The organism is Fodinicurvata sediminis DSM 21159, assembly GCF_000420625.1.
GTDB classification, from domain to species: domain Bacteria; phylum Pseudomonadota; class Alphaproteobacteria; order Kiloniellales; family DSM-21159; genus Fodinicurvata; species Fodinicurvata sediminis.
This window is the reverse complement of record NZ_ATVH01000015.1, coordinates 244,220-265,478: the sequence shown is the minus strand read 5'-3', so window position 1 is coordinate 265,478 and position 21,259 is coordinate 244,220. Positions and strand designations below refer to the sequence as shown.

The 21,259-nt window shown below is 64.0% G+C and carries 16 protein-coding genes; 4 read left to right on the top strand and 12 right to left on the bottom strand.

Translation table 11 applies throughout. From position 1 onward, the window contains the following. Positions 1-2: 2 nt before the first annotated feature. The 4 genes from G502_RS0111660 to G502_RS21530 are packed head-to-tail and all read right to left on the bottom strand — an operon-like array spanning position 3 to position 6,971. The gene (locus G502_RS0111660; RefSeq protein ID WP_022728850.1) at positions 3-2,801 is read right to left on the bottom strand and encodes an Ig-like domain-containing protein; all 2,799 of its coding nucleotides are present in this window, start codon (positions 2,799-2,801) and stop codon (positions 3-5) included. Beyond that, the gene (locus G502_RS0111655) at positions 2,798-3,508 is read right to left on the bottom strand and encodes a hypothetical protein (protein WP_022728849.1); all 711 of its coding nucleotides are present in this window, start codon (positions 3,506-3,508) and stop codon (positions 2,798-2,800) included. The genes G502_RS0111660 and G502_RS0111655 overlap by 4 nt, the downstream gene beginning before the upstream one ends. Positions 3,509-3,543: 35 nt before the next feature. Then, the gene (locus G502_RS0111650) at positions 3,544-5,649 is read right to left on the bottom strand and encodes a WG repeat-containing protein (RefSeq protein ID WP_022728848.1); all 2,106 of its coding nucleotides are present in this window, start codon (positions 5,647-5,649) and stop codon (positions 3,544-3,546) included. After that, positions 5,649-6,971 carry a vWA domain-containing protein gene (locus tag G502_RS21530; protein WP_162140976.1) on the bottom strand — a complete coding sequence of 441 codons (1,323 nt, stop codon included), beginning with the start codon at positions 6,969-6,971 and terminating at the stop codon, positions 5,649-5,651. The genes G502_RS0111650 and G502_RS21530 overlap by 1 nt, the downstream gene beginning before the upstream one ends. A gap of 147 nt (positions 6,972-7,118) precedes the next feature. On the opposite strand from G502_RS21530, the gene G502_RS0111640 reads away from it, so the two are divergent. Together G502_RS0111640 and G502_RS0111635 are read left to right on the top strand one after the other, a co-directional pair. Beyond that, positions 7,119-8,087: a helix-turn-helix transcriptional regulator gene (locus tag G502_RS0111640; protein ID WP_022728846.1), complete on the top strand. Its 969-nt coding sequence runs from the start codon at positions 7,119-7,121 to the stop codon at positions 8,085-8,087. A gap of 167 nt (positions 8,088-8,254) precedes the next feature. Beyond that, positions 8,255-9,421, top strand: a complete 1,167-nt coding sequence (locus tag G502_RS0111635; RefSeq protein WP_051152178.1) for a Fic family protein — start codon at positions 8,255-8,257, stop codon at positions 9,419-9,421. A 4-nt stretch (positions 9,422-9,425) separates the two neighbouring features. Here G502_RS0111635 and G502_RS19925 read toward each other — a convergent pair whose 3' ends face one another. From G502_RS19925 to hutI, 8 genes are all read right to left on the bottom strand, one after another. After that, positions 9,426-10,355, bottom strand: coding sequence for a DMT family transporter (locus tag G502_RS19925; RefSeq protein WP_040488215.1), 930 nt, complete (start codon positions 10,353-10,355; stop codon positions 9,426-9,428). Positions 10,356-10,479: 124 nt separating this feature from the next. Next, a complete protein-coding gene (locus G502_RS0111625; RefSeq protein ID WP_022728843.1) occupies positions 10,480-12,030 on the bottom strand; it encodes a TRAP transporter large permease in 1,551 nt (516 codons plus the stop codon). After that, positions 12,027-12,551: a TRAP transporter small permease subunit gene (locus G502_RS0111620; RefSeq protein WP_026989384.1), complete on the bottom strand. Its 525-nt coding sequence runs from the start codon at positions 12,549-12,551 to the stop codon at positions 12,027-12,029. The genes G502_RS0111625 and G502_RS0111620 overlap by 4 nt, the downstream gene beginning before the upstream one ends. Positions 12,552-12,621: 70 nt before the next feature. After that, on the bottom strand, positions 12,622-13,713 hold the full coding sequence (locus G502_RS0111615; protein ID WP_022728841.1) for a TRAP transporter substrate-binding protein: 1,092 nt from the start codon (positions 13,711-13,713) through the stop codon (positions 12,622-12,624). Between the two features lie 81 nt (positions 13,714-13,794). Next, on the bottom strand, positions 13,795-15,483 hold the full coding sequence (gene hutU / locus G502_RS0111610) for a urocanate hydratase (RefSeq protein WP_022728840.1): 1,689 nt from the start codon (positions 15,481-15,483) through the stop codon (positions 13,795-13,797). Beyond that, on the bottom strand, positions 15,476-16,306 hold the full coding sequence (hutG, locus tag G502_RS0111605; RefSeq protein ID WP_022728839.1) for an N-formylglutamate deformylase: 831 nt from the start codon (positions 16,304-16,306) through the stop codon (positions 15,476-15,478). Before hutG ends, hutU begins: the two co-directional genes overlap by 8 nt. Further along, the gene (gene hutH, locus G502_RS0111600; protein WP_022728838.1) at positions 16,303-17,841 is read right to left on the bottom strand and encodes a histidine ammonia-lyase; all 1,539 of its coding nucleotides are present in this window, start codon (positions 17,839-17,841) and stop codon (positions 16,303-16,305) included. Before hutH ends, hutG begins: the two co-directional genes overlap by 4 nt. Continuing rightward, the gene (hutI, locus tag G502_RS0111595; RefSeq protein ID WP_051152213.1) at positions 17,838-19,007 is read right to left on the bottom strand and encodes an imidazolonepropionase; all 1,170 of its coding nucleotides are present in this window, start codon (positions 19,005-19,007) and stop codon (positions 17,838-17,840) included. The genes hutH and hutI overlap by 4 nt, the downstream gene beginning before the upstream one ends. A 117-nt stretch (positions 19,008-19,124) precedes the next feature. Between hutI and G502_RS0111590 the strand changes: the two genes are divergently transcribed. Both G502_RS0111590 and hutC read left to right on the top strand, forming a co-directional pair. Beyond that, positions 19,125-20,489, top strand: a complete 1,365-nt coding sequence (locus G502_RS0111590; RefSeq protein WP_022728836.1) for a formimidoylglutamate deiminase — start codon at positions 19,125-19,127, stop codon at positions 20,487-20,489. After that, on the top strand, positions 20,486-21,187 hold the full coding sequence (hutC, locus tag G502_RS0111585; protein ID WP_022728835.1) for a histidine utilization transcriptional repressor HutC: 702 nt from the start codon (positions 20,486-20,488) through the stop codon (positions 21,185-21,187). The genes G502_RS0111590 and hutC overlap by 4 nt, the downstream gene beginning before the upstream one ends. Positions 21,188-21,259 lie beyond the last annotated feature (72 nt).

Below are 21,259 nucleotides of genomic sequence, written 5' to 3'. Positions count from 1 at the left end.
GATCAGAACTGGCGGAGGTTGTCGATCAGCTGCATATACTGGTCACGCGTGACGAACATGTTTTCCTTTGGCCGCGTGCAGGGCAGCATCAGGTTGACGAGTTCGTCGGGATTCTCCTCGTTGCCTTCCTGGGCATTCTTGTTCTCGCCCCCCTTTCCGTCCGTGGCAAACCGCATCCCCTCGATGTCGTCTTCAATGGAATTCCTGTGCATGTCGCAGACCATTGAGCGTTCCTGCGTCGTGTCGGGATTTGGACTGTGCTGAAGGCCAAGGATATGCCCGACTTCATGGGTCAGCGCCGCGACTTCGGCGATACGAGGCTTGCTGCCGTCCGGGCGGGTCAGGCTGATGCCAACGACGGGGCTGGAAAAGACGCCCTCGTCCGTCCAGAGGAACTCGGACCCAAGGTCCCAGTTCGCAACGCCCAGGCGCTCTATCCAGTCATAGGGCATAAAGACCACCAGGATATCGATATCGCCCGAGAAGGTATCCACGTTACCCGGCCCGGACCCTGAACCGGACGTCGAGAAGGCGTGATGTGCCGCAACGAGCAATTCCGTGCGAATGTCGTCGAAGTCTCGCGGATCGGACGCCAACAAATCCTCAATAAATCCTGGATTGCCATCCGGATAGTAACCATCTCCCTTTGCGCGCGCGACCTCGGCACTGATCCGGTCATTGTCATCCAGACTGAAATACAAGTCGGCCTGTGGCGACAGGGTCGCGGAGCGCACCGGGAAGAGCTGCTCGATGTAATCCTCTGCCGCTTCTGCGGCCAGGTGCCCCTCGGCGCGCATTTCAGACGACAAGCCGCCCGGACCCTCGGAGGTCCAGGGGCCGATCCGCGCGAAGGTGTATCCGACCTTGAGGTCGCGCTGCAGGGGATGCCACTCGAGAGGCTCTTCCCCGAAGAACACCATCGTCGGACCGCATTCGCGCACCGGTTCGACTTCCAGCTTCAGCGCCTCGACTTCCTCGTAGTCGGGCCGCCATCCGAAGAAGTTGATCGTGTTCTCCGCCTTGCGCTTTTCTTCGTCGGTATAGAGATCCGGACGCTTGATGTGCACATCACGTTTTTCCGGCAGCAACAGGGGGGCCCCGGGCCGGTCCGCGTCACGTACACGCAAGTGCGCCCTGAAGTCGGTCACCTGCCAGCCATCGGCCACGGTCTCGTCCGGGCGCCATTTGACGTGACTTCGGATGACGGCGGGCTTGCGATCCACAAGCGGGGTGTCAATCACCACCTGAAAAGAGTTTGTCTCCAGCCCTTCCCGGGCCTCCAGATAGCTGGGCAGGCCCTCCACGGGCTCGTCGTCGTGCAGGTTCACCACGGTGTCGAAGCTCCAGACCTGGTCAACGGCCAGCCTGTGACCATCGGCCCCCCGGACGCCATCGGCTCCACCGGGAAGCGTGACGCGGTAGCGCACCCCGTCCTTGAGATCCTCCATCGGGATCACACGCAGCGTGGAGGGTCCGTCCAGAGCCAGGCGCGTCGGTGTTTCAGCCATGGCTGTACGGCCCTGCCCGTCAGGCAGGGCTGTTTCGATTCGCGCCGCACCTGGCTGCAGAGAGGCAGGGTCCAGGGGCCGGTTGAACTTCACCTGGATACCCGGCACCTTCCAGGAAATGTTGCGCGCGTGCCGTTCCGGGCGGTGCTCGAGAACCTCCAGTCCCATCCTGGAATCCGAGGCCGTTACGGGGGCCTGTGCCACCTCGAGCGGGGACGAGGTATAGCCTCCATCACGCATGTTGGGGGCAGAGAAACGGCCGGAGAGGCTCAGCGGCTTTTTGCCCCTATCCGAATTCTCCCTCTCCACGGATGTCTTCTTGGCATTCCAGACCCGGTCGTGCTGATCGACATGCGCCGTGCCCTCCAGGGAAAAACTGCCAATGACATGGCTTTCGGTTATCCGCTCAATGGTCACCGTCCCCGTCAGTTCTCCGCCCCGGACCCGGGTTCGCGTGCCGGTCTGGGCGGTCCCCTGGACGTCGCAGTCCATTTCCTGGGTCTCCCGGCCCTTATAGATGTGATCCGGAATGGAGTAGGTATCCAACATGCCCAGAAAGGCGCTTTGCGCCATGCGACAGAGCCGCTTTTCCTCTTCCTGCATGCGAGCTTGCTTCGGAGTGTTGGGCGGGGGATAGGGATCGGGAAAGGTAAGGCCGCTCCAGGCGCTATAGATATCTCCTGGCTGGCCTTTGCCCGAAGCACCCGTCGCCCGAGCCTCATAGACACCACCCTCCTGCAGATCACCCGGTGCCGTCTTTGGCAGGGTGATGCGCAGGAAGGCACCGCTGTTTGGGTGCCAGCCCCCATAACCGCCATGGCGCAGGCTGAGAACATCACCCAGCCGGCCTGCTTCGAATGCGATTATGTTGGGACTGAATACTTCGAAAACCGCCTGGCGCCGTCCGCCAGAAGCGACCGGCACTTCCTGGCCGATCTTGTCCTCCAGGAAAGAAGCCATGCCTTCGCTCAGTCCGGGCACACCATCGTTGCCACCGACGCGCCTTGCCGCCAGATGCTGGGCGCAGGCCACCCCACCGGCCGAAACCGCACCGGAAATCGTCAGGCTGGCCCGTCCGGGCGCAAGCGCTGCATTCGCCCCGCCCTGAAATGCCTCCGGGTTCATGTTGCCCAAGAGGTCATTGGTATGCCGCGGATCGATGGCGGCCATCATCGCCTCGATGGAACAGCTGGGCTGCTGCAGAGGCTGCGTCGGCTCACACAGCTCCTGCGCCATGAGTACGCCCGCGGGAAACAGCGTGAAAAGCAGGACCAGGACGCGCAGGAGGGTCACTGGGACATTCCACCCATCATGTCACCCAGGTCCATGGGCTCGGCCGGCAAGAGGAAGTCACCTTCCGGACCCGGATGGTCCTCGAGTGAAAGCACCTCGAAGCGATCCCCGAAGGTGAGCGCGGCCAACCCCTTGTCCTGCAAGGCTTCAAGAAGAGCGTTGGATTCCTGCCCCTGCACCAGGTTCGCCATTTCCATCTTCAGCTGCTGGTTTTCCAGAAGCCGGGGGTCATCGCTGAGCACCGCGGAATCCGTGTGGCTTGCCCCGTCTTCGTCCAGCCAGGAAATCTCGTGAAGCTCGCCCGTGACACCGGCCACTTCCTTCGTATTGCCTGTGGGATCGATTTCGAGTACCTCGCTCGGCGTCGCCAGGCCGGCTCCCGTTTTCATCTGACCCTGCGACTGTGCACCCTGAGCCTGGGGCAGGTCGGCCAGGGCACTCAGTGCCATGACCATGACACGACCGCCGGCGCTCGTGATCGAATAGATCTCGCCGTCGCGCAACAGCATATAAGCCTCGACGCCAGCAATATCGGTGCGCAACGCACCGCCACGCCAGCGCTCGGTCATCTCCAGCCGCCCCATGTCACCGCCGTCAGCGGAATAGGTAAGGGACCCATCGGCAAGCGCAGGACCAGCCGTGCCTGCGACCAGGGCCACCAGCAGCAGGCTGGCGATCAGGTGAAGGGGGAAGACTGTTCGCTGCATGACATGCTCCCTTGGCCTCTTGGAACGGTGTTTCATCACTCTGCCTGCTCCAGGGGCAGATAGTCGAAACGCCCACGGATCAGTCCGGTCCCCTCGATCTGGGACTGCTCGGTGATATCCACCTCGAAGCTGCCGAACAGCATGCCGTCCCGGCGCTCGAGCTCACCCTTCGCAAGGATCGACTTGTCGGCGAAACTGGCCTTCACGGGCTGTTCGGGACCGGCCTGGAACGGGCCATCCGGTTGGTCTTCCGGAAAACGCAGCAGGAGTTGCGGCCCCCACTTGCCCAGTTGGACCCGCAATTCGCCCTCGGCGATTTCAGCCTTGCCGGGGCTGAGTATCTGGGCCGCTGGCCGCTCCATGGCCTCGGCCATCTCGGCGAACGAGCCCGTCGCCTCGCTCACGACCACCTCGGGCGCATAACTGTAGGGGATTTCACGGAAACTGCCCGACAGCTCGATCCTGTCCTCCGGTGTTTCCGAGGCTGCAAGCGTCATCGCGAAGCGGCCGCTCATCGCCGCGCGATCGAACTGCGTCAGTTCCAGCGTCCCGCCTTCAACGGAATGATAGCTGTCGGGACGCTGGGCGCTGGGCCCTGCGTCAACAAGACTGAACCAGAGATTTGCCCGCAGAGCGTCATCCGCAAAGCCGCCCTGAAACGCGTGCGTGCCTTCCTCCAGGCCTGGCGGCAGGTTGAACGACAGGGAGGCCTGTACAGACTGATCCTTCCATGTCGCCATACCATTCAGCCTGAGCTGCCAGGGGCCGTCCGCATTCAGGCCCGAAGCCGTATAGCGCGAAAGGTTGCAGGGGGAATCGGCGCGCTGTGGCGCGATGCTGCCGGTGGCCTGGCCCTCCAGATCAAGTCTATAGGCGGCGGGCGCCAACTCCCCATCCTCCGTCGTGGCCGAAAGGGGCGCAGCCCCCGGTTCGGGGCGGCAGTCCGTGGAATCAATGACCACCTTTCCCGCGCGGTCCAGATAGACCAGCTTGGCCTTGGGAAACCTCTGCACACCCGGTGGCGTGGCCGACAGGCCGCGGGGATCCTGCTTGTCATTCCAGGACAGATCGAGCGGCTGGCCACAGACATTCCCGCCCCTGGCCACCACAAGCGGTAGGAGGCCGTGTCGATAGCGCGGCAGGCGCTCAGGATCGCAGATGGAGAGGCGCCCCTGGCGCTCCGGGTCGACGGCCACCTGCCCTTCGGAATCGATCCAGACAACACGCTGGGGTGCACGCTCCGGCTTCACGGCAGCGCGCCCTTCATGAAAGGACGCAACCTCATCAAAGGCGCGTGTCGTGCCGTCCGGTTCGGTCAGCTCGCGCAGGGCCCAGTCCTTGTCATGCATATAACCCTTGTCCTGGCCCAGGGTCACCGCAGCCAGGCCATCAGAGTAGGGCGCCGCAGCGGACAGAGTAAACTTTCCGGGAAATACGATGCTGCCTTCACGATCGATATAACCCCAGTTCTCGTCCGACAGGGCCGCTGGAGCGCGGTCGTTGGAAAAATCCGCGCCATGGGCGAATTCCGGTGGAATCACCATCTCGCCCTGGTCATTGATCCAGCCCACACGGGAGTCGCCCGCATCGTCATCGGGAATGACACGGACCCAGGCCAGGCCCTCCGAAAAGGGCCCCAGGTCGGCCACCTGATGGCCTTCCAGTCCGGGCGGGTCCCAACGTTCTCCTTCCAGGTCGAGATAATGCGGTTTCCCGTCCTGCGGTGTCGCGGCAGAGCAGCCCTCGCTATAGGGTTTGTAGGGCGACAGGTGATAGTCGGCACCATCAATGTGCACAGAGTCCGCATCACGCGCGCCTGGCGCGACGACATAGCTGCCCGTGCGATCGATTATGCCCCAGCCATCCGCCGTCTCGACGGCAGCACGCCCTTGCGAGAAGGGCCGCGCCTGGCGCCATTGAGGGGCAATCTGCCACTGCCCTTCGCGATCGACATAGCCCCAGTGGTCCTCCTGGAACAAGGGATAGAGACCCGCCTCCTCTTCCGCCTGCGCCTGGTCCATCGAGGGGCCGCAGCCCTGGGCGATGGCCGGTGTCACGAGGAACAAACCGGTGAGGAGGATGGCGCCGGACAGAACCTGTCCGCGCGGCCTGGAAAGCAGGGCAGGCAAGGTCATCGGCATCACTCCACCTCCGAAATCTCGATACGGTTGAATTCGGTGATCGTCTGCTCCGATCCCCATGTTCCCGAGAACAGCGCTGGATCTCCCGTGCTGCGCAGAATGGTGACCGGGTCCGTCTCGACACTTTCCGGGCCGTCAGCCTGCAGGGTCCAGCCCTTCATGCTCAAGCGTGCCTGGTATTCCCGACCGCGTTTGGAGAGCGTCAGTTCAGCGCCCTTTTCTTCGAAATCCTTCAGGATCTGTGCAAGGTCGTAACCGCGCACGTCGCCGGCAATTTCCAGCCCCTGCTTGGTCTCATTGCCGTTCGAGACAGCAAGCAGCTGCAGGTGCATGTCATCGTTGGAATTGCCCTGGCGGTAGATACGCGCAATCACGAAGTTGCCGGGATCCGCATAGCGCCCCACTTCTATGACCGCCCTGCGGCCGCCAAGGCTTTTCACTTCCCCCATCTGCGAGGTGAAGCTTGCGGTAATGTCCCAGTCGCCCTCGGGCAGTTCGACGTCCGTCCAGCGGAATATGTTGGGCTGCTCTTCGGTGCCGATCGAGCCTGACTGCACCGTCATGGTCATCAAGGCCCCTCCCTCGAGTATGAAGCCCGTGGGTTCCGGATGGTCGACCGTCCAGGTCTCACCCAACTCGCTGCGCTCGAACTCATCGACCCTGAGGGGCTCGGCAGGCTGGCTTTCCGTGGTGTCCTCGCTGACTTCCTGCAGGGCGCCCGTCAGGCTCTCGGCATCCGTGGCGGGCAGGTAGCGCCCCCCGGTGGTTTCGGCCAGGCAGGCGAGTTGCCCCTCGGCATCCTCCACGTCGAAACCGATGACATGCGCCGTCATCTGCGTGTTGCCCTTGGCAAGCTTGTCCCCGAGCGCGCACAAGTCGGCGCCGCAGGTTTCCAGCCCATCGGTCACCACAATGATCGAGGAAGGCAGATCCTGGCCGGACAGGGCCTCGACCGAGGCCTCGACCGAGGCCCCAATCATGGTCTTGCCCAAGGGCGTCACCCCCTCGATGGCCTTGTCAAAACTTGTCCGGTCCAACGCTGCTGGAGGCACAAGCGTTTCGATATCCGAGCAATCCCCTTCGGCCCTGTGACCATAGGCGATCAGTCCAAGTCCCCGGCTTTCGGGCCAGTCGTTGAGCATTCTGTCTATGGCATCCCGGGCAATCTCGATCTTGGCCACCCCATCGATCTGCCCCCACATGCTGCCGGAGCCGTCGAGGACCAGCATGGTCTGCGACTCCATCTCCTGAGCCTCTGCATCGGCCACCGCCGCAATCAGAAACGGGACCGCAAGGGCTGCACAGAGTTTGCCTTTATTCATAGAACTTCCCCCCTGGAATTCATCGTCCTTCATGTGATCCCGGCAGCAGCCAACACCCTCGGGACGCCTGTCGAGGCTACTTCAGCCCGTACACCGTATGCATGGTGCATTTGCACTAATTTACGCATTTCGGTAGCGTTAGCCTTGATGGAAATCGATCCCACTACGGTCAGCCGCTTGGTCGAGCTGCAGCGAAATTTCCTGCAGCTGGATCTTGAAGAAGATCGCGTCCGTGACATGCTTGGCGAGATTGCCGAGCTGGTCGGCGCAGATACCGCCTTTGCCGGATGGGTCGACGATGGTCAGCCCTGGCTCGTGACCTGGAACACAGGCCCTCAGTTCGTCCCCTTCCTTCAGGAAAACCTTGCGGGCGTGGATCGTGACGGCAACATCCGCAGCCGCGATCCCGACCTGGATCGTTTGAATCGGCGGCGGCGACAGCTGGGCAGTGGAGTCTACAATGAGCAGGCGCTGGCCCCGCGCGAGGAAATCGAGCAAACCGCCTATTTCAGGAACGGCTTCGCACCTGCCGGCATGCCCCATGTCATCGGCATGACAGCCCGCCTGGCGGTCGGCGAAGCCATCTTCGCCTTCGGCTTCATCGAACCGGACTCGCCCGGGTTCATCAGTGGCCGAACAGAAACCCTTCTTAGTTTCCTGCTGCCGGCCTTCGAAGCAGGGTTTCAGGCAATCGACCGCAAGAATATGCACCATGCAAGATTGCAGCAACTGATCGATAATTCATCCCTGCCCGCACGCATAATAGGCGCTGAAGACCCACCGGACCCTGAGGCCCTCCTGCAATTGCCCCTGCCCGAACTCGGCGGACAGGGCGGTGACCCGCACCTCTCGATCCAGAAGATACGCCCAGAGCAGATGGCCTTGCTTCTCGCCAGAAATTTCGGCCTGACCCAGAGGCAGCAGGAAGTCTGTGCCCTGGTTCTTGGCGGACATTCGACCTCTTCAATCGCCGAAATGCTAGGCATCCGAAACAACACGGCGCGCAGGCACTGCGAGGCAGTGCTCCAGAAATGCGGGATCACGCGCCGCGAACAACTGGCAAACCTGGCCATGGAGAATTTCTCCATCCCAACGCCCGTTACGCCCCGGCCTTAGATCCTGGCGCACAGCACCACCGCGTGCGTTCTAGGGCCCAGGGGACGAACGCTTCGCGATAGTAACGAAAACTTTATTTTTCACAATTTTTCTAGTAAAGAATACGTTACTAACAGGTATGTCTGAAAACACAGGCATGCCGTCCGGCGAGTGTGGAGGTAAGGCCAGTGAAGAACGCCACAGGACGATACGAGAGCGTGCCGGCTGGCAGTGCAGAAGTTCTGGCCTTCGTTCCGGATCCCTTGCCGCCGCGCAATCCGAAGATCACCCGGCCGGGGCAACTGAGCGAACGCTTGCGTGTCGCCGAACAGGCCCTGGCCCGGCTGAATCTGGCCAGCGACATGGTCCCGTCCCGGGACTGGCTGGTCCAGGCTTTCCTGCGCAAGGAGGTCGTGCTGTCCGCCCAGCTCGAAGGGCTCCAGGCCGACCTGATGGACCTGCTGAATTTCGAGGCCGCGGAAGCTGCCGCACCGCATAGCGAAGCCGTACACCTCCACAATCATCTGGAAGCCCTGAATCATGCGCGCGACCAGTTGGCGCTGGAAAGCGGCCAACCGATCCTGCCGCTGCTTCATGAAGCCCAGCGGACATTGATTCAGGACGCAGAAGACGCTGACTGGCATGAGGGCGCGGTCCGGCAGATCCAGACCTGGATCGGAGACAGCCGTCCGGACCGGGCCGCTTACATTCCACCGCCGGCCAGCAGACTGCCCGTGCTGCTGGACAACCTCGAGGACTACCTGCAGACAGATGACGAACTGCCCTTGCTGGTCCGCATGGGCCTGGCCCACGTCCAGTTTACAAGCCTTCATCCCTATCTTGCTGGAAATGGCCGCATCAGCCGTCTGCTCATTACGCTGCTGCTGGAAGACTGGGGGTTGCTCAATGCGCCGCTGCTCTATCTCAGCTTCTTCTTCAAGCGCCATCGCACCGACTATGAACGCAGGTTGGCCGCGGTGCGGGACACGGGCGATTGGGAAGGCTGGACCGATTTCTTTCTAGAGAGCGTGGCCACCACCGCCGACGAAGCCGCCGCTACGGCCCGCACGCTCGTCACGGTGATCGCGGACGATCGGCTGCGTCTGCTCTCACGTGAGGGCAGTTCCCTGTCCGCCCTGCGTCTGTTCGAACAGCTGCCTGGGCATCCGGTTCTCACGGTTGCCCAGGCAATGACGCGGCTCCAGGCCAGCAAGCCCACGGCCATCCGGGCGGTCGAAACACTGGTTGACGCCGGTATCCTGGTCGAGACAACCGGCCGCAAGCGCGACCGCAGTTTTGCCTACAGGACCTTCATCGACGGCCTGGCAGGCGGCACGACGATCGAACGCAACTGAGTCTTCAGCCTTGGGACCAGGCTTGTGCCTGTCCGCTCCACACAGACCGGCGCCGCATTGGAAGGTTCACCAGCGCAACCCCGGCCAGGACCACCGCGAAGCCGGCCAGGTCGGACAGCAGGATCTGGTCGCCAAAGACCATCCAGGCCATGGCCATGGTCACCGGCGGACCGAAGTAGAACAGGCTGGACACCCGCGTGGCATCCATGCGCTCGATCAGGATCCACATCAGGGCATAGGCTGCAAGTGAGACCGCCACCACCATCCAGGCCAGTGTGCCCAGCAGCGGCAGTGTCCAGTCGGTTTCCAGGCCCTCCAGCAGAACCGCCGGTATCAACAGGGCAATCATGGTGCCCAGGCTTTGCCAGAAGAGCTCCAGATCCAGCGGCGGCGGACTTTGGGCCATCACCTGTCGGCGCTTGATCAGGCTGGCCGCCGTGATGGCCACCACGGAAACGAAGGGCAGCAGGTAGCCGATCAGCGGCACTTCCCCGCCCTGCAGGCGCGCCATCACGGCGATGACGACCCCGGCAAAGCCAATTGCCAGTCCGCCCCACTGCCGGGGACTGGTCACCTCCCCCGTGACCGCACCGGACAGGGCTCCGGTCATCATGGGCTGCAGGGCCACCACCAAGGCCACGATGCCGGCCTGCACGCCCTGGGCAATCGCCAGCAGCACAAAGCTCAGCCAGACGCCGTGGGACAGGATCCCGACCAGGCCGGTCAGGGCGGCCTGGCCAGGCGGTAGCGACAGGCTGGCACCGCGAAACTTCAGGACCAGAAGCAGCAAGAGCGTCAGGGCGGCATAGCGCCAGAAGAACAGGGTAAAGGTTTCCGCGTACGGCAATCCGACCTCCGCCGCGATGAACCCCGTGTTCCACAACAGAACAAAGGCGATGATGAGCGGAAGTGTCGAAAAGGCCTGTAGTTTCAATTGGATGCTGCCCTCGGATCGAATGGCTGATAGCCGCCACCTGATGATCCGGTCGGTCTGAAACAACACCCCTGCAGGGAACGATTCCCCAGGCAAAGCACAGACCTGCTATGCAGCAGTGTCGTCAGTACAGCAGCGAGGGCAGCCAGGTGGCGATGGCCTGGAAGTTCCAGATGATGATGACCGCCACGATCTGCAGCCCGATGAAGGGAATCACGCCGCGATAGATCTGTCCCGTCTTCACCTCGGGCGGTGCGGCACCGCGGAAATAGAACAGCGAAAAGCCAAAAGGCGGTGTCAGGAACGAGGTCTGCAGGTTGATGGCGATCAGCACGGCCAGCCAGATCGGATCATGGCCCAGCAGGATGAGCGGTGGTGCCAGCAGGGGCAGCAGGATCACGCTGATTTCGACGAAATCCAGAAAGAAGCCCAGGACGAAAACCAGGGCCATGGCAAAGATCAGCGCGCCGGTCGCGCCGCCCGGCATGGCGGTCAGGATGGCCTCGATCGTCTTGTCGCCCCCCAGGCCGACAAAAACCAGGGCGAAGACAGAAGCCGTCAGGATGGTGGCAAAGATCATGGCCGTAACCACCATGGTGGAGGTCAGCACGGGCTTCAGGATCTGCTCGCGCTGGCTCTGGCGCACGGCGGCGAAGATCGCAGCGGCCCCACCCAGCGCCAGGACACCATAGAAAATGCCCTGCAGCAGTTGCAAGGTCCCGGTATCCGAACGCTGCAGGCGCACCGGCGCCGTGCCGGCGGCAATGGCCAGCACCAGGAAACAGAGTGCGCCCAATGCGATCAGGCGCGCCGGCCCCCCCAGACGGAATCCGGCCAGCATCAGTGCGCCCACGGCACCAACGGAGGCCGCTTCCGTGGCGGTGGCCACACCGCCCAGGACCGAGCCCAGCACAGCGACAATCAGCAGGACCGGAGGCACCACGGACAGCAGGGTCTCCTTCGCCGTGGGACGTGCCACCTTTTCCTTCAGCGCGGGCGCGTCGTTGGGCAACAACCAGGCCCGTACCAGAAGATAGACGATGTAGAGGCCAACCATCAGCAGGCCGGGCACCAGGGCGGCGGCAAAGATCTGTCCCACCGAAAGGGTACTGACGGAAAACTTGCCCTCGGCATACTGGGCCTGCTGGTAGGCGTTCGACATCACGTCGGCCAGGATGATCAGCAGCGTCGAGGGTGGTATGATCTGTCCCAGTGTCCCGGCCGTGCAGATGATGCCCGAGGCTAGCTTGGGATCATAGCCGTTGCGCAGCATGGTGGGCAGCGCGATCAGGCCCATGGCCACCACCGTGGCGCCGACGATTCCGGTCGAGGCCGCCAGCAGGGCGCCGACGATCACGACGGAGACTCCCAGTCCCCCGCGCAGGGGCCCGAACAGGCGGCCCATCTTCTCCAGCAGGTCCTCGGCAATGCGGCTTTTTTCCAGCACAACGCCCATGAAGACGAACAGGGGAATGGCGATCAGCGTGGTATTGGTCAGCACGCCGAAGACGCGCTGGCCCAGCGCGCCCAGCAAGCCGCTGTCAAAGGTGCCTGTGGCAACACCGACCCCGGCGAAAATCACGGCAATGCCGGCAATGGTCAGGGCCACTGGATAGCCCAGCAGGATCGCGCCGATCATCGCCGCGAACATCAGGATATCGAGAGGTAGGTTCACGAAAGCGCCCTCGGCTCTTTTACCGGCAGCGCACGCAAACGCAACCCGTCACGCAGCACGCAAGCGACTCCCTGAATCATCAACAGGACACAGAACGCAGGGATCAGGGATTTCAGCAGGAACGAGGCCGGAATGCCGCCCACCGAGATCGGCCCCTCAAGCGTGGCCCAGGAGCGCGTGACGGACGGCCAGGAAAAGGCCAGAAGAACCAGCATGGCGGGGAACAGCAGGCAGATGTGGCCGATCAGGTCGATCAGCGCGCGTCCGCGTGCTGACGCATTGGAATAGAAGATGTCGACGCGGACATGACGGTCCACCAGCAAAGTGTAGCCCGCGCCCAGCATGAAGAGAGAGGCATGCAGATAGAGGACGCTTTCATCCAGGAAGATGAAACTGACACCGAAGACATAGCGCAGCACCACGATGAAGAACTGCAGCAGCACCATGAACAGCGCCAGCCAGCGCACCAGAGAACCGATCCCCCGGTTGATCCCGTCGCAGACTGCCATCACTGCGTTCATCTGATCATTGCCCCCTGGAAACAGCGGCGGCGCCGAAGCGCCGCCGCTCAAGTTCACCCTGTCAGCTGCATCAGTACTGATAGTCCAGTGCTCGGGCGTTCAGCTGTCCGCCATCGGCATAGACCATGTACTCGCTGATCAGGTCACGATAGGAAAGGAAGCTTTCCGTGATGCGACGCGTCAGCTCGTCGCTGTCCTCGCGCATTTCGGCCATAACCTCGCCGGCCGCATTGCCCATCTCGACCATGACCTCGTCCGGCAGCTTGCGGACCTTGACGTCATGCTCGTTGACGAGCTGGCGCAGGGCCTCGGCGTGGCGGGTGGAGTATTCCGTCCAGACCGGGTTGTAGAGGCTCTGGCAGGCGTAGGTGACCGCCTTCTGCAAGTCTTCCGGCAGGTCATTGTAGACCTGCAGGTTCACCGCGCACTCCTCGGCCGAGGAGGGTTCGCCAACGCCCGGCCAGTAGTAGTTCTGGGCAATCTGGTGGAAGCCCAGCGCACTGTCGGTCCAAGGGCCGATGAACTCGCCGGCATCGATGGCACCCGATTCCAGGGCCTGGAACATGTCGCCACCGCCCATGGCCTGAGGTGACATGCCGAGCTTGGAAGCCATCTCGGAAGCAAGTCCGGTGGTGCGGAAGCGCAAGCCACGCAGGTCGTCCACGCTGTTGATTTCCTCGCGGAACCAGCCGGCCCACTGCGGGCCGGAGTTGCCGCAAAGGAAGGGCTTCAGGTCGAACTGGGCATAGACCTCGTCATAGAGCTCCTGGCCGCCACCGTAATGCAGCCAACCGAGCTGCTCGTCGGCACGCAGGCCAAAGGGCTGGGAACCGAACAGCAGGATACCCTTGGACTTGGAGCCCCAGTAGGACGGCACGGCATGATAGAGGTCGGCCGTGCCCTCGCCCACGGCATCGAACACGCCGTTGCCGGGCACGATCTCGCCGGCGGCATAGAGCTCGACCTCGATGCGCCCGCCGGACAGCGCGGTGATGCGGTCGGCCAGCATCTGAGCGGCTACGCCCGGGCCCGGCAGGTTCTTCGGCCAGGCGGTGACCATGCGCCACTTGCGCACGTCGTTCTGGGCAATGGCCGGTGCAGCGAAGGTGCTGGTGGCTGCGACACCGCCGGCGGCGGTGGCCAGGAATTGACGTCTTTTCATTTCTGGTTCTCCCTTTGGTTTGATGACGTGAAGTGCTCGGTGGGCATTCCCTCTGGACCCGTTTTGTCTCGATTCCCCGTCCTACTGCTTCTCTTCTCCTTGCGGCAGGATGGCGGGAAGGTCCAGTCCCATTTCACGCGCACAGTCCTGCGCGATCTCGTATCCCGCATCGGCGTGGCGCATGACGCCTGTTGCCGGATCGTTCCACAGCACGCGCTCCAGACGCCGTGCGGCGTCCTCGGTTCCATCCGCCACGATAACCATGCCCGCATGCTGGGAAAAGCCCATCCCGACACCACCCCCGTGGTGCAGGGACACCCAGGTGGCGCCGGAGGCGGTGTTCAGCAGGGCATTCAACAGCGGCCAGTCGGAAACAGCGTCCGAGCCGTCCTTCATGGATTCCGTCTCGCGGTTCGGGCTGGCGACCGAGCCCGAGTCCAGGTGGTCACGCCCGATGACCACCGGGCCTTCCAGCTCGCCGTTCGCCACCATCTCGTTGAAGGCCAGTCCCAGGCGATGGCGATCGCCCAGCCCGACCCAACAGATGCGCGCCGGCAGACCCTGGAAAGAGATGCGCTCGCGCGCCATGTCCAGCCACTGGTGCAGCTTGTCGTTGCCCGGTGTCAGCTCCTTCACCTTCGCGTCGGTGCGATAGATGTCTTCCGGATTGCCCGACAGGGCCGCCCAGCGGAAGGGGCCGATACCGCGGCAGAACAGCGGGCGGATATAGGCCGGCACGAAGCCGGGAAAGGCGAAGGCGTTCTCCAGTCCCTCGTCCTTGGCCACCTGGCGGATGTTGTTGCCGTAGTCCAGGGTCGGCACGCCGGCGTTCCAGAAGTCCACCATGGCCGCGACATGCTCCTTCATCGAGGCGCGGGCCGCCTTCTCGACCGCCTTGGGATCACGCTCGCGCTTCTCGCGCCATTCCCCCATGCTCCAGCCCTTGGGCAGGTAGCCGTTGACGGGATCGTGCGCCGAGGTCTGGTCGGTCACCATGTCGGGATGCACGCCCCGGCGCACCAGTTCCGGAAAGATGTCGGCGGCATTGCCCAGCAGGCCGACCGACTTGGCCTCGCCCGCTTCGGTCCAGCGGCGGATCATCTCCAGCGCCTCGTCCAATGAGTCCGTCTTCTCATCCAGGTAGCGGGTGCGCTGGCGGAAATCGATGCTGTCGGGATTGCACTCCACTGCCAGGCAGCAGGCGCCCGCCATCACGGCGGCCAGCGGCTGTGCGCCGCCCATGCCACCCAGTCCGGCGGTCAGGATCCAGCGTCCCTTCAGGTCGCCGTCGTAATGCTGGCGCCCGGCCTCGGCGAAGGTCTCGAAGGTGCCCTGCACGATGCCCTGGGAGCCGATGTAGATCCAGGACCCGGCCGTCATCTGGCCGTACATCATCAGGCCCTTGCGATCGAGCTCGGAGAAATGGTCCCAGTTGGCCCAGTGCGGCACGATGTTGGAGTTGGCAATAAGAACACGCGGCGCATCCTTGTGCGTCGGGAAGACGCCCACCGGCTTGCCCGATTGCACCAGCAGGGTCTGGTCCTCGCGCAGGCGCTGCAGCGTCGCGGCGATCAGGTCGAAGTCCTGCCAGGTGCGCGCCGCCCGCCCGATACCGCCATAGACCACCAGTTCGTGCGGGTTCTCGGCCACCTCGGCATCCAGGTTGTTGTGCAGCATGCGAAAGGCCGCTTCCGTGGTCCAGGACTGGCAGGTCAGTTCGGTCCCGCGCGGACTTTTCACGTCGCGTTGATTGTGTCGCGGATTATTCATTCTCTGCCTCGCTTGTTGTCAGGGCGCCCTCAAGCGCCGTTGTCTCGATGACCTGCAGCACCCGGCCCAGGTGCCGGCGCAGATCTTCAGCCTTGTCCACGTCGTAGGCGAAGGGCGGTTCTTCCGCCAGCAGGTAGGCCACCTGCGCCAGTTCCATCTGGATGGCATGTAGCCCCTCCCGGGGCCGACCGTAGTGGCGCGTGGTCCAGCCGCCGCGAAAACGGCCGTTCAGGATGTGGCTGTAGCCGTCAGCCTCGGCCGCAGCACAAACCTCGGCGACACGTTGTTCCAGAATCGGGGCACAGGATGCCCCCTGGTTGGTACCGATATTGAAATCGGGCAGCCGCCCCTCGAACAGGCGCGGCACCCATGCACGGATCGAGTGACAATCATAGAGGACGGCAAAGCCGTGCTCTGCACGCAGGCGCTCAAGCTCACCTGCGATGGCGTCATGGTAGGGCTTGTGGAAGGCATCGCGCCGTTCCGTCATATCGACGTCGCCGGGCGCTTCGCCCTCGCGCCAAATGGGATTGCCGTCGAAATCGGTGTCGGGCACCAGACCGGTGGTTGCCTGGCCGGGATAGAGCGATTCCCCCGAGGGCGGACGGTTGGCGTCGATCACATAGCGGTGGAAACGCGCCATGACCTTCGTGGCATTGGGCAACAGGCCGGAATAGAGCCGGTCCACATGCCAGTCGGTGTCGGTCAGTTGCTGCCCACGTTCGTTCAGGCGGGCGAAGATCTCCGCGGGCACCTCGGTGCCGCTGTGCGGGAAAGTCAGCAGAACGGGACTAGACCCGCGTGTCACCTTGACGGGGGTCATGGCGTCATCTCCAGGGGCGGAACCTGGCCGTCCAGCGCGCCCAGCAGGGCACCGTCGGCCACAAGGCGTGCCGCCAACTCCAGCTCGTCGCTCAGGTAGCGATCCTCGCTCAGGCTGGGCACCACGCGGCGAATGAGGGACAGCCCGTCACGCAGGCGGGGGCTGGTCTGCAGAGGGGCGCGGAACTCCACACCCTGTGCTCCGGCCAGCGCCTCGATCCCGATGATGCGTTCCAGGTTGGCGCTCATGGCCAACAGGCGATAGGCGCCATGACAGGCCATGGAGACATGATCCTCCTGGTTGGCCGAGGTCGGGGTCGAGTCCACCGAAGCGGGATGGGCCCGCTGCCGGTTCTCACTCATCAGGGCCGCCGAGGTCACCTCGGCAATCATCAGCCCGGAATTCAGGCCCGGCTTGGGCGACAGGAAGGCCGGCAGGCCGAAGCTCAGGGCCGGGTCGACCAGCAGCGAGATACGCCGCTGCGCGATGGAGCCCAGTTCGGCCACGGCCAGCGCGATCTGATCGGCGGCAAAGGCCACGGGCTCGGCGTGGAAGTTGCCGCCGGAGACGATGGAGCCATCCTCGAGCACCAGCGGATTGTCGGTGACGGCATTGGATTCGATCACCAGAGTCCGGCCGGCTTGGCGCAGCAGGTCCAGGGCCGCGCCCGCTACCTGAGGTTGGCAGCGCAGGCAATAGGGATCCTGCACCCGCTCGTCGCCCTCACGGTGGCTCTCGCGAATCTCCGAGCCTTCCAGCAGGTGGCGCAGCGACGCACCGGCATCAATCTGCCCAGGCTGACCGCGCAGCTCGTGAATCTCCACCCGGAAGGGGGCACTGGAGCCCATGGCCGCATCGGTGGACAACGCGCCGGTCACCAGTGAGGACAGGGCCGCACGCCAGGTCCGGAACAGGCCCGCTAGCGCCAGAGCCGTCGAGACCTGCGTCCCGTTGATAAGCGCCAGGCCCTCCTTGGCGCCCAGGACCAGCGGCACAAGTCCGGCTTTCGACAGCGCCTCGGCCGACGGCATGCGCGAGCCCCGATGGAGGCTTTCGCCCTCGCCCATCATCGCGGCCGCCATATGCGCCAGCGGTGCCAGGTCGCCCGAGGCCCCCACCGAGCCTTGCGAGGGAATCACCGGCAGGATGTCCGCGGCCAGCATCTGCTGCAGCTGATCGATCACCGCCCAGCGCACACCCGAGGCGCCACGCCCCAGGGAAATCAGCTTCAGGGCCATCACCAGACGCACGATATCCGCATCCAGCGGTTCGCCCACACCCGCACAGTGGGAGCGGATCAGGTTGCGCTGCAGGTTGGCCGTGTCCTCTTTCGAGATGCCGACGCTGGCCAGTTTGCCGAAGCCGGTGTTGACGCCATAAACCGGCGCGCCGTCTTCGACCGCAGCCGAGATCCGGGCCGCACTGGCCTCCACAGCGGTGCGGGCCTGCGGGTCGAGCTGGACCGCGCGCGCCTCGAACAGGATGGATTGCAGATCCGCCAGCGTGACGGTCCCGGGAGTGAGCGTAAGGGTCATCCTTCGCCTCCGCTGATGCGCCGGTGGAGCGGGTTGAAGCCGATGCGATAGGCCAGCGAGGCCGGCTCCTCCACATCCCATATGGCCAGGTCCGCGCGCTTGCCTGCCTGCAGTGTGCCCACCTCGTCGGATAACCCCAGGGCCCGAGCGCCTTCGCGCGTCAAGCCGGCCAGCGCCTCTTCGGGTGTCATGCGGAACAGCGTGCAGGCCATGTTCATCACCAGCAGCGGCGAAAACAGCGGCGAGGAACCGGGGTTGCAGTCGGTCGCCAGCGCCAGGGGCACACCGGCCTGACGCAGCAGGGCCAGGGGCGGCAGCTGGGTTTCGCGCAGGGTGTAGAAGGCGCCCGGAAGCAGCACGGCCACCGTGCCGGCCTGGGCCATGGCTTCTACGCCGGCGGCATCCAGGTATTCCAGATGATCGGCCGACAGCGCGCCATAGTGTGCGGCCAGTTCCGTGCCACCCTGATTGGACAGCTGCTCGGCATGCAGCTTCAGCGGGAGGTCCAGGTCCCGGGCCTTCCGGAAGACACGTTCGATCTGTTCGGTGGAAAAGGCGATGTTCTCGCAGAAGCCGTCCACGGCATCGACCAGGCCGTCAGCGGCGGTGCTTTCCAGGCCAGGCAGCACCACCTCGTCGATATAGGCATCGCTCTCGCCCTTGTATTCGGGCGGCAAGGCGTGGGCGCCCAGGTAGGTCGTCTCCACCCGGATAGCGCGTTCCTTGCCCAGGCGGCGGGCCGCCGAGAGCATCTTCTTCTCGTCTTCGATGTTCAGCCCATACCCGGACTTGATTTCGACCGTAGTGACCCCCTCGTCCATAAGGGCGTCCAGTCGCGGCAGGGCGGAAGCGACCAGATCGTCCTCGCTGGCCTCGCGTGTCGCCTGCATGGTGGAGAGGATGCCGCCGCCGGCCTTGGCCACTTCTTCATAGGACGCGCCCTCAAGGCGCAATTCGAACTCGCGTGCCCTGTCACCGCCATAGACCAGATGAGTATGGCAATCGATCAGGCCTGGCGTGACCAGACGGCCTTCCAGATCCTGCTGTGGCAGCGCGCTGTAGTCTGAGGGAAGTTCATCGGCAGGCCCCACCCAGGCGATGCGGCCAGCCTGCAGGGCCAGGGCGCCGTTCTCGATCAGCCCATAGGAAGCGCCCCCCTTCGTCATGGTGGCAAGTCGTCCCCCGGTGAGCACGCAATCGGCCAAGGCAGCCTCCCTTCAATAAACTTGACATAATTTGAATATGTCTGCACATATTTGTCAACATCAAGTTCGGGAGCTGTCATGCAAACGATCCAGGCGCGCCAGGCTCTCCTGCCCGATGGCTGGCGCGAGGCAGTGGAAATCGACATCGGAACGGACGGACGGATCGCCGCGGTACGCAGCGGCTGTAACCTGCCCGACCCCGTCACGGACTGCCTGCTGCCCGCGCCTGGCAACCTGCACAGCCATTCCTTCCAGCGTGCGCTGGCCGGCCTGACCGAGCAGCGCGGTCCCGGTGGCCAGGATTCCTTCTGGACCTGGCGCCAGCTCATGTACGCCTTCCTGGAAAAGCTGACGCCAGACGACCTAGAGGCGATTGCCGCCCTGGCCTTCATGGAGATGCTCGAGGCCGGCTACGGCGCCGTTGCCGAGTTCCACTACCTGCACCATCAGCCCGATGGCCAGCCCTATGCGAAGCTTGGCGAAACCAGTCACCGCATCCAGGCGGCCGCCCAGGAAAGCGGCCTTGGCCTGACCCATCTGCCGGTGCTCTACAGCCGCGGCGGACTGGACAACCAGCCTCTCCAGGGGGGCCAGAAGCGCTTTGGCAACGATCTGACGCGCCATGCCCGGCTGCTCGAAGACGCCGAAGCGAGCCTTGCATCCCTGCCGGACGACGCGCGCCTGGGCCTGGCCCTGCACTCGCTGCGTGCCGTGGCGCCGGAAAACCTTTCCGAAGCCGTGGCCCTGCGGACGCAGGGCCCTCTGCACATCCACATCGCCGAGCAGATGGCCGAGGTTACTGCGGTGAAGCAGGCCTATGGCGCCCGGCCCATCGACTGGCTGCTGGACAACTGCCAGGTGGACGAACGCTGGTGCCTGGTTCATGCCACGCACATGAGCACGCAGGAAACGCAGCGGCTGGCCCACACCAGGGCTGTCGCCGGGCTCTGCCCTATCACCGAAAGCAACCTGGGCGACGGCATCTTCGAAGGCCCGGCCTTCATCGAGCAGGACGGACGCTTCGGCATCGGCACGGATTCCAACGTCTGCATCACCCTACCCGAGGAACTGCGGACCCTGGAGTACAGTCAGCGCCTGAAACAGCAGGGCCGTGTGGTCCTGGCCGACGACCAGCGTTCGGCAGGGCGCTTCCTCTATGACGGTATGCTGGCCGGCGGCGCCCAAGCCCTGGGGCGCGACAGCGGCGCACTGAAGGTCGGTAAGCTGGCCGATATCCTGTCCCTGGACGGCAACAGCCTGCCCCTGGCCGGCGCGCGTGGCGACGAGATGCTGGACGCCTGGATCTTCGCCGCCAACTCGCCCATCGTGAAGGACGTCTGGTCGGCCGGCCGCCACATGGTCGAGGGCGGCCGCCACCGCAATCGCGACGTCATCGAGGCTCGTTACCGCAAGGTCCTGGGCCGCTTGAGGAACTCTCTGTGAGCGAGGCACAGATCAATTCATACCAGGCCGTGCAGGCCGAGATCATGAAGCGGATCCAGGACCGCAAATGGCCGCCCGGCACCCTGATTCCCGGCGAGACAGAGCTGGCCGAAACCTTTGGCTGCGCCCGGGCCACGGTGAACCGTGCCCTGCGCGAACTGGCAGATACGGGCATCCTGGAGCGCAAGCGCCGGGCCGGCACGCGGGTAGCGCTCAATCCGGTGCGCAAGGCCGTCCTGGATATCCCCATCACCCGCCACGAGGTCGAAAGCCGCAGCGCCGTTTACGGCTATAGCCTGCTGGAGCGCCAGCGCGTGGCCCCCAGCGCTTCCGTTCGGGCACGCCTGGATCTGCCGGCCGAGGCCGACATGCTGCATGTCTGCAGCCTGCACCTGGCCGACCAGCGACCCTTCCAGCTGGAGGACCGCTGGATTCATGTCCCCGCGGCATCGGGCATACTGGACGCCCCCCTGGACCGTCTCAGCGCCAACGAATGGCTGGTGCAGGAAGTGCCCTATTCCCACGGACGCATACACTTTTCTGCCGCCAATGCTGGGCCGCGTGAAGCCGAGCTGTTGGAAGCGCCTGAAGGCAGCGCGCTGTTCATTGTCGAGCGCACCACCTGGCTGGGCACCCAGCCCGTCACCTTCGTGCGCATGTCCTATCGCGGGGACTACAGTCTGACAACGGAACTCTGATCGGGTTTTTCAGTCATATTTTCGGTTGCGGCCTTTACACAGATCAATGCGGGCCCCTGCATCTTCTCCTAG

Excerpts from the sequence above, each read along its gene's own strand:
- G502_RS0111655 (WP_022728849.1), bottom strand. The coding sequence starts at position 3,508 with ATGCAGCGAACAGTCTTCCCCCTTCACCTGATCGCCAGCCTGCTGCTG.
- G502_RS0111650 (WP_022728848.1), bottom strand. The coding sequence starts at position 5,649 with ATGCCGATGACCTTGCCTGCCCTGCTTTCCAGGCCGCGCGGACAGGTT.
- G502_RS21530 (WP_162140976.1), bottom strand. The coding sequence starts at position 6,971 with ATGAATAAAGGCAAACTCTGTGCAGCCCTTGCGGTCCCGTTTCTGATT.
- G502_RS0111640 (WP_022728846.1), top strand. The coding sequence starts at position 7,119 with ATGGAAATCGATCCCACTACGGTCAGCCGCTTGGTCGAGCTGCAGCGA.
- G502_RS0111620 (WP_026989384.1), bottom strand. The coding sequence starts at position 12,551 with ATGAACGCAGTGATGGCAGTCTGCGACGGGATCAACCGGGGGATCGGT.
- G502_RS0111615 (WP_022728841.1), bottom strand. The coding sequence starts at position 13,713 with ATGAAAAGACGTCAATTCCTGGCCACCGCCGCCGGCGGTGTCGCAGCC.
- hutU (WP_022728840.1), bottom strand. The coding sequence starts at position 15,483 with ATGAATAATCCGCGACACAATCAACGCGACGTGAAAAGTCCGCGCGGG.
- hutG (WP_022728839.1), bottom strand. The coding sequence starts at position 16,306 with ATGACCCCCGTCAAGGTGACACGCGGGTCTAGTCCCGTTCTGCTGACT.
- hutH (WP_022728838.1), bottom strand. The coding sequence starts at position 17,841 with ATGACCCTTACGCTCACTCCCGGGACCGTCACGCTGGCGGATCTGCAA.
- hutI (WP_051152213.1), bottom strand. The coding sequence starts at position 19,007 with ATGACGAAGGGGGGCGCTTCCTATGGGCTGATCGAGAACGGCGCCCTG.
- G502_RS0111590 (WP_022728836.1), top strand. The coding sequence starts at position 19,125 with ATGCAAACGATCCAGGCGCGCCAGGCTCTCCTGCCCGATGGCTGGCGC.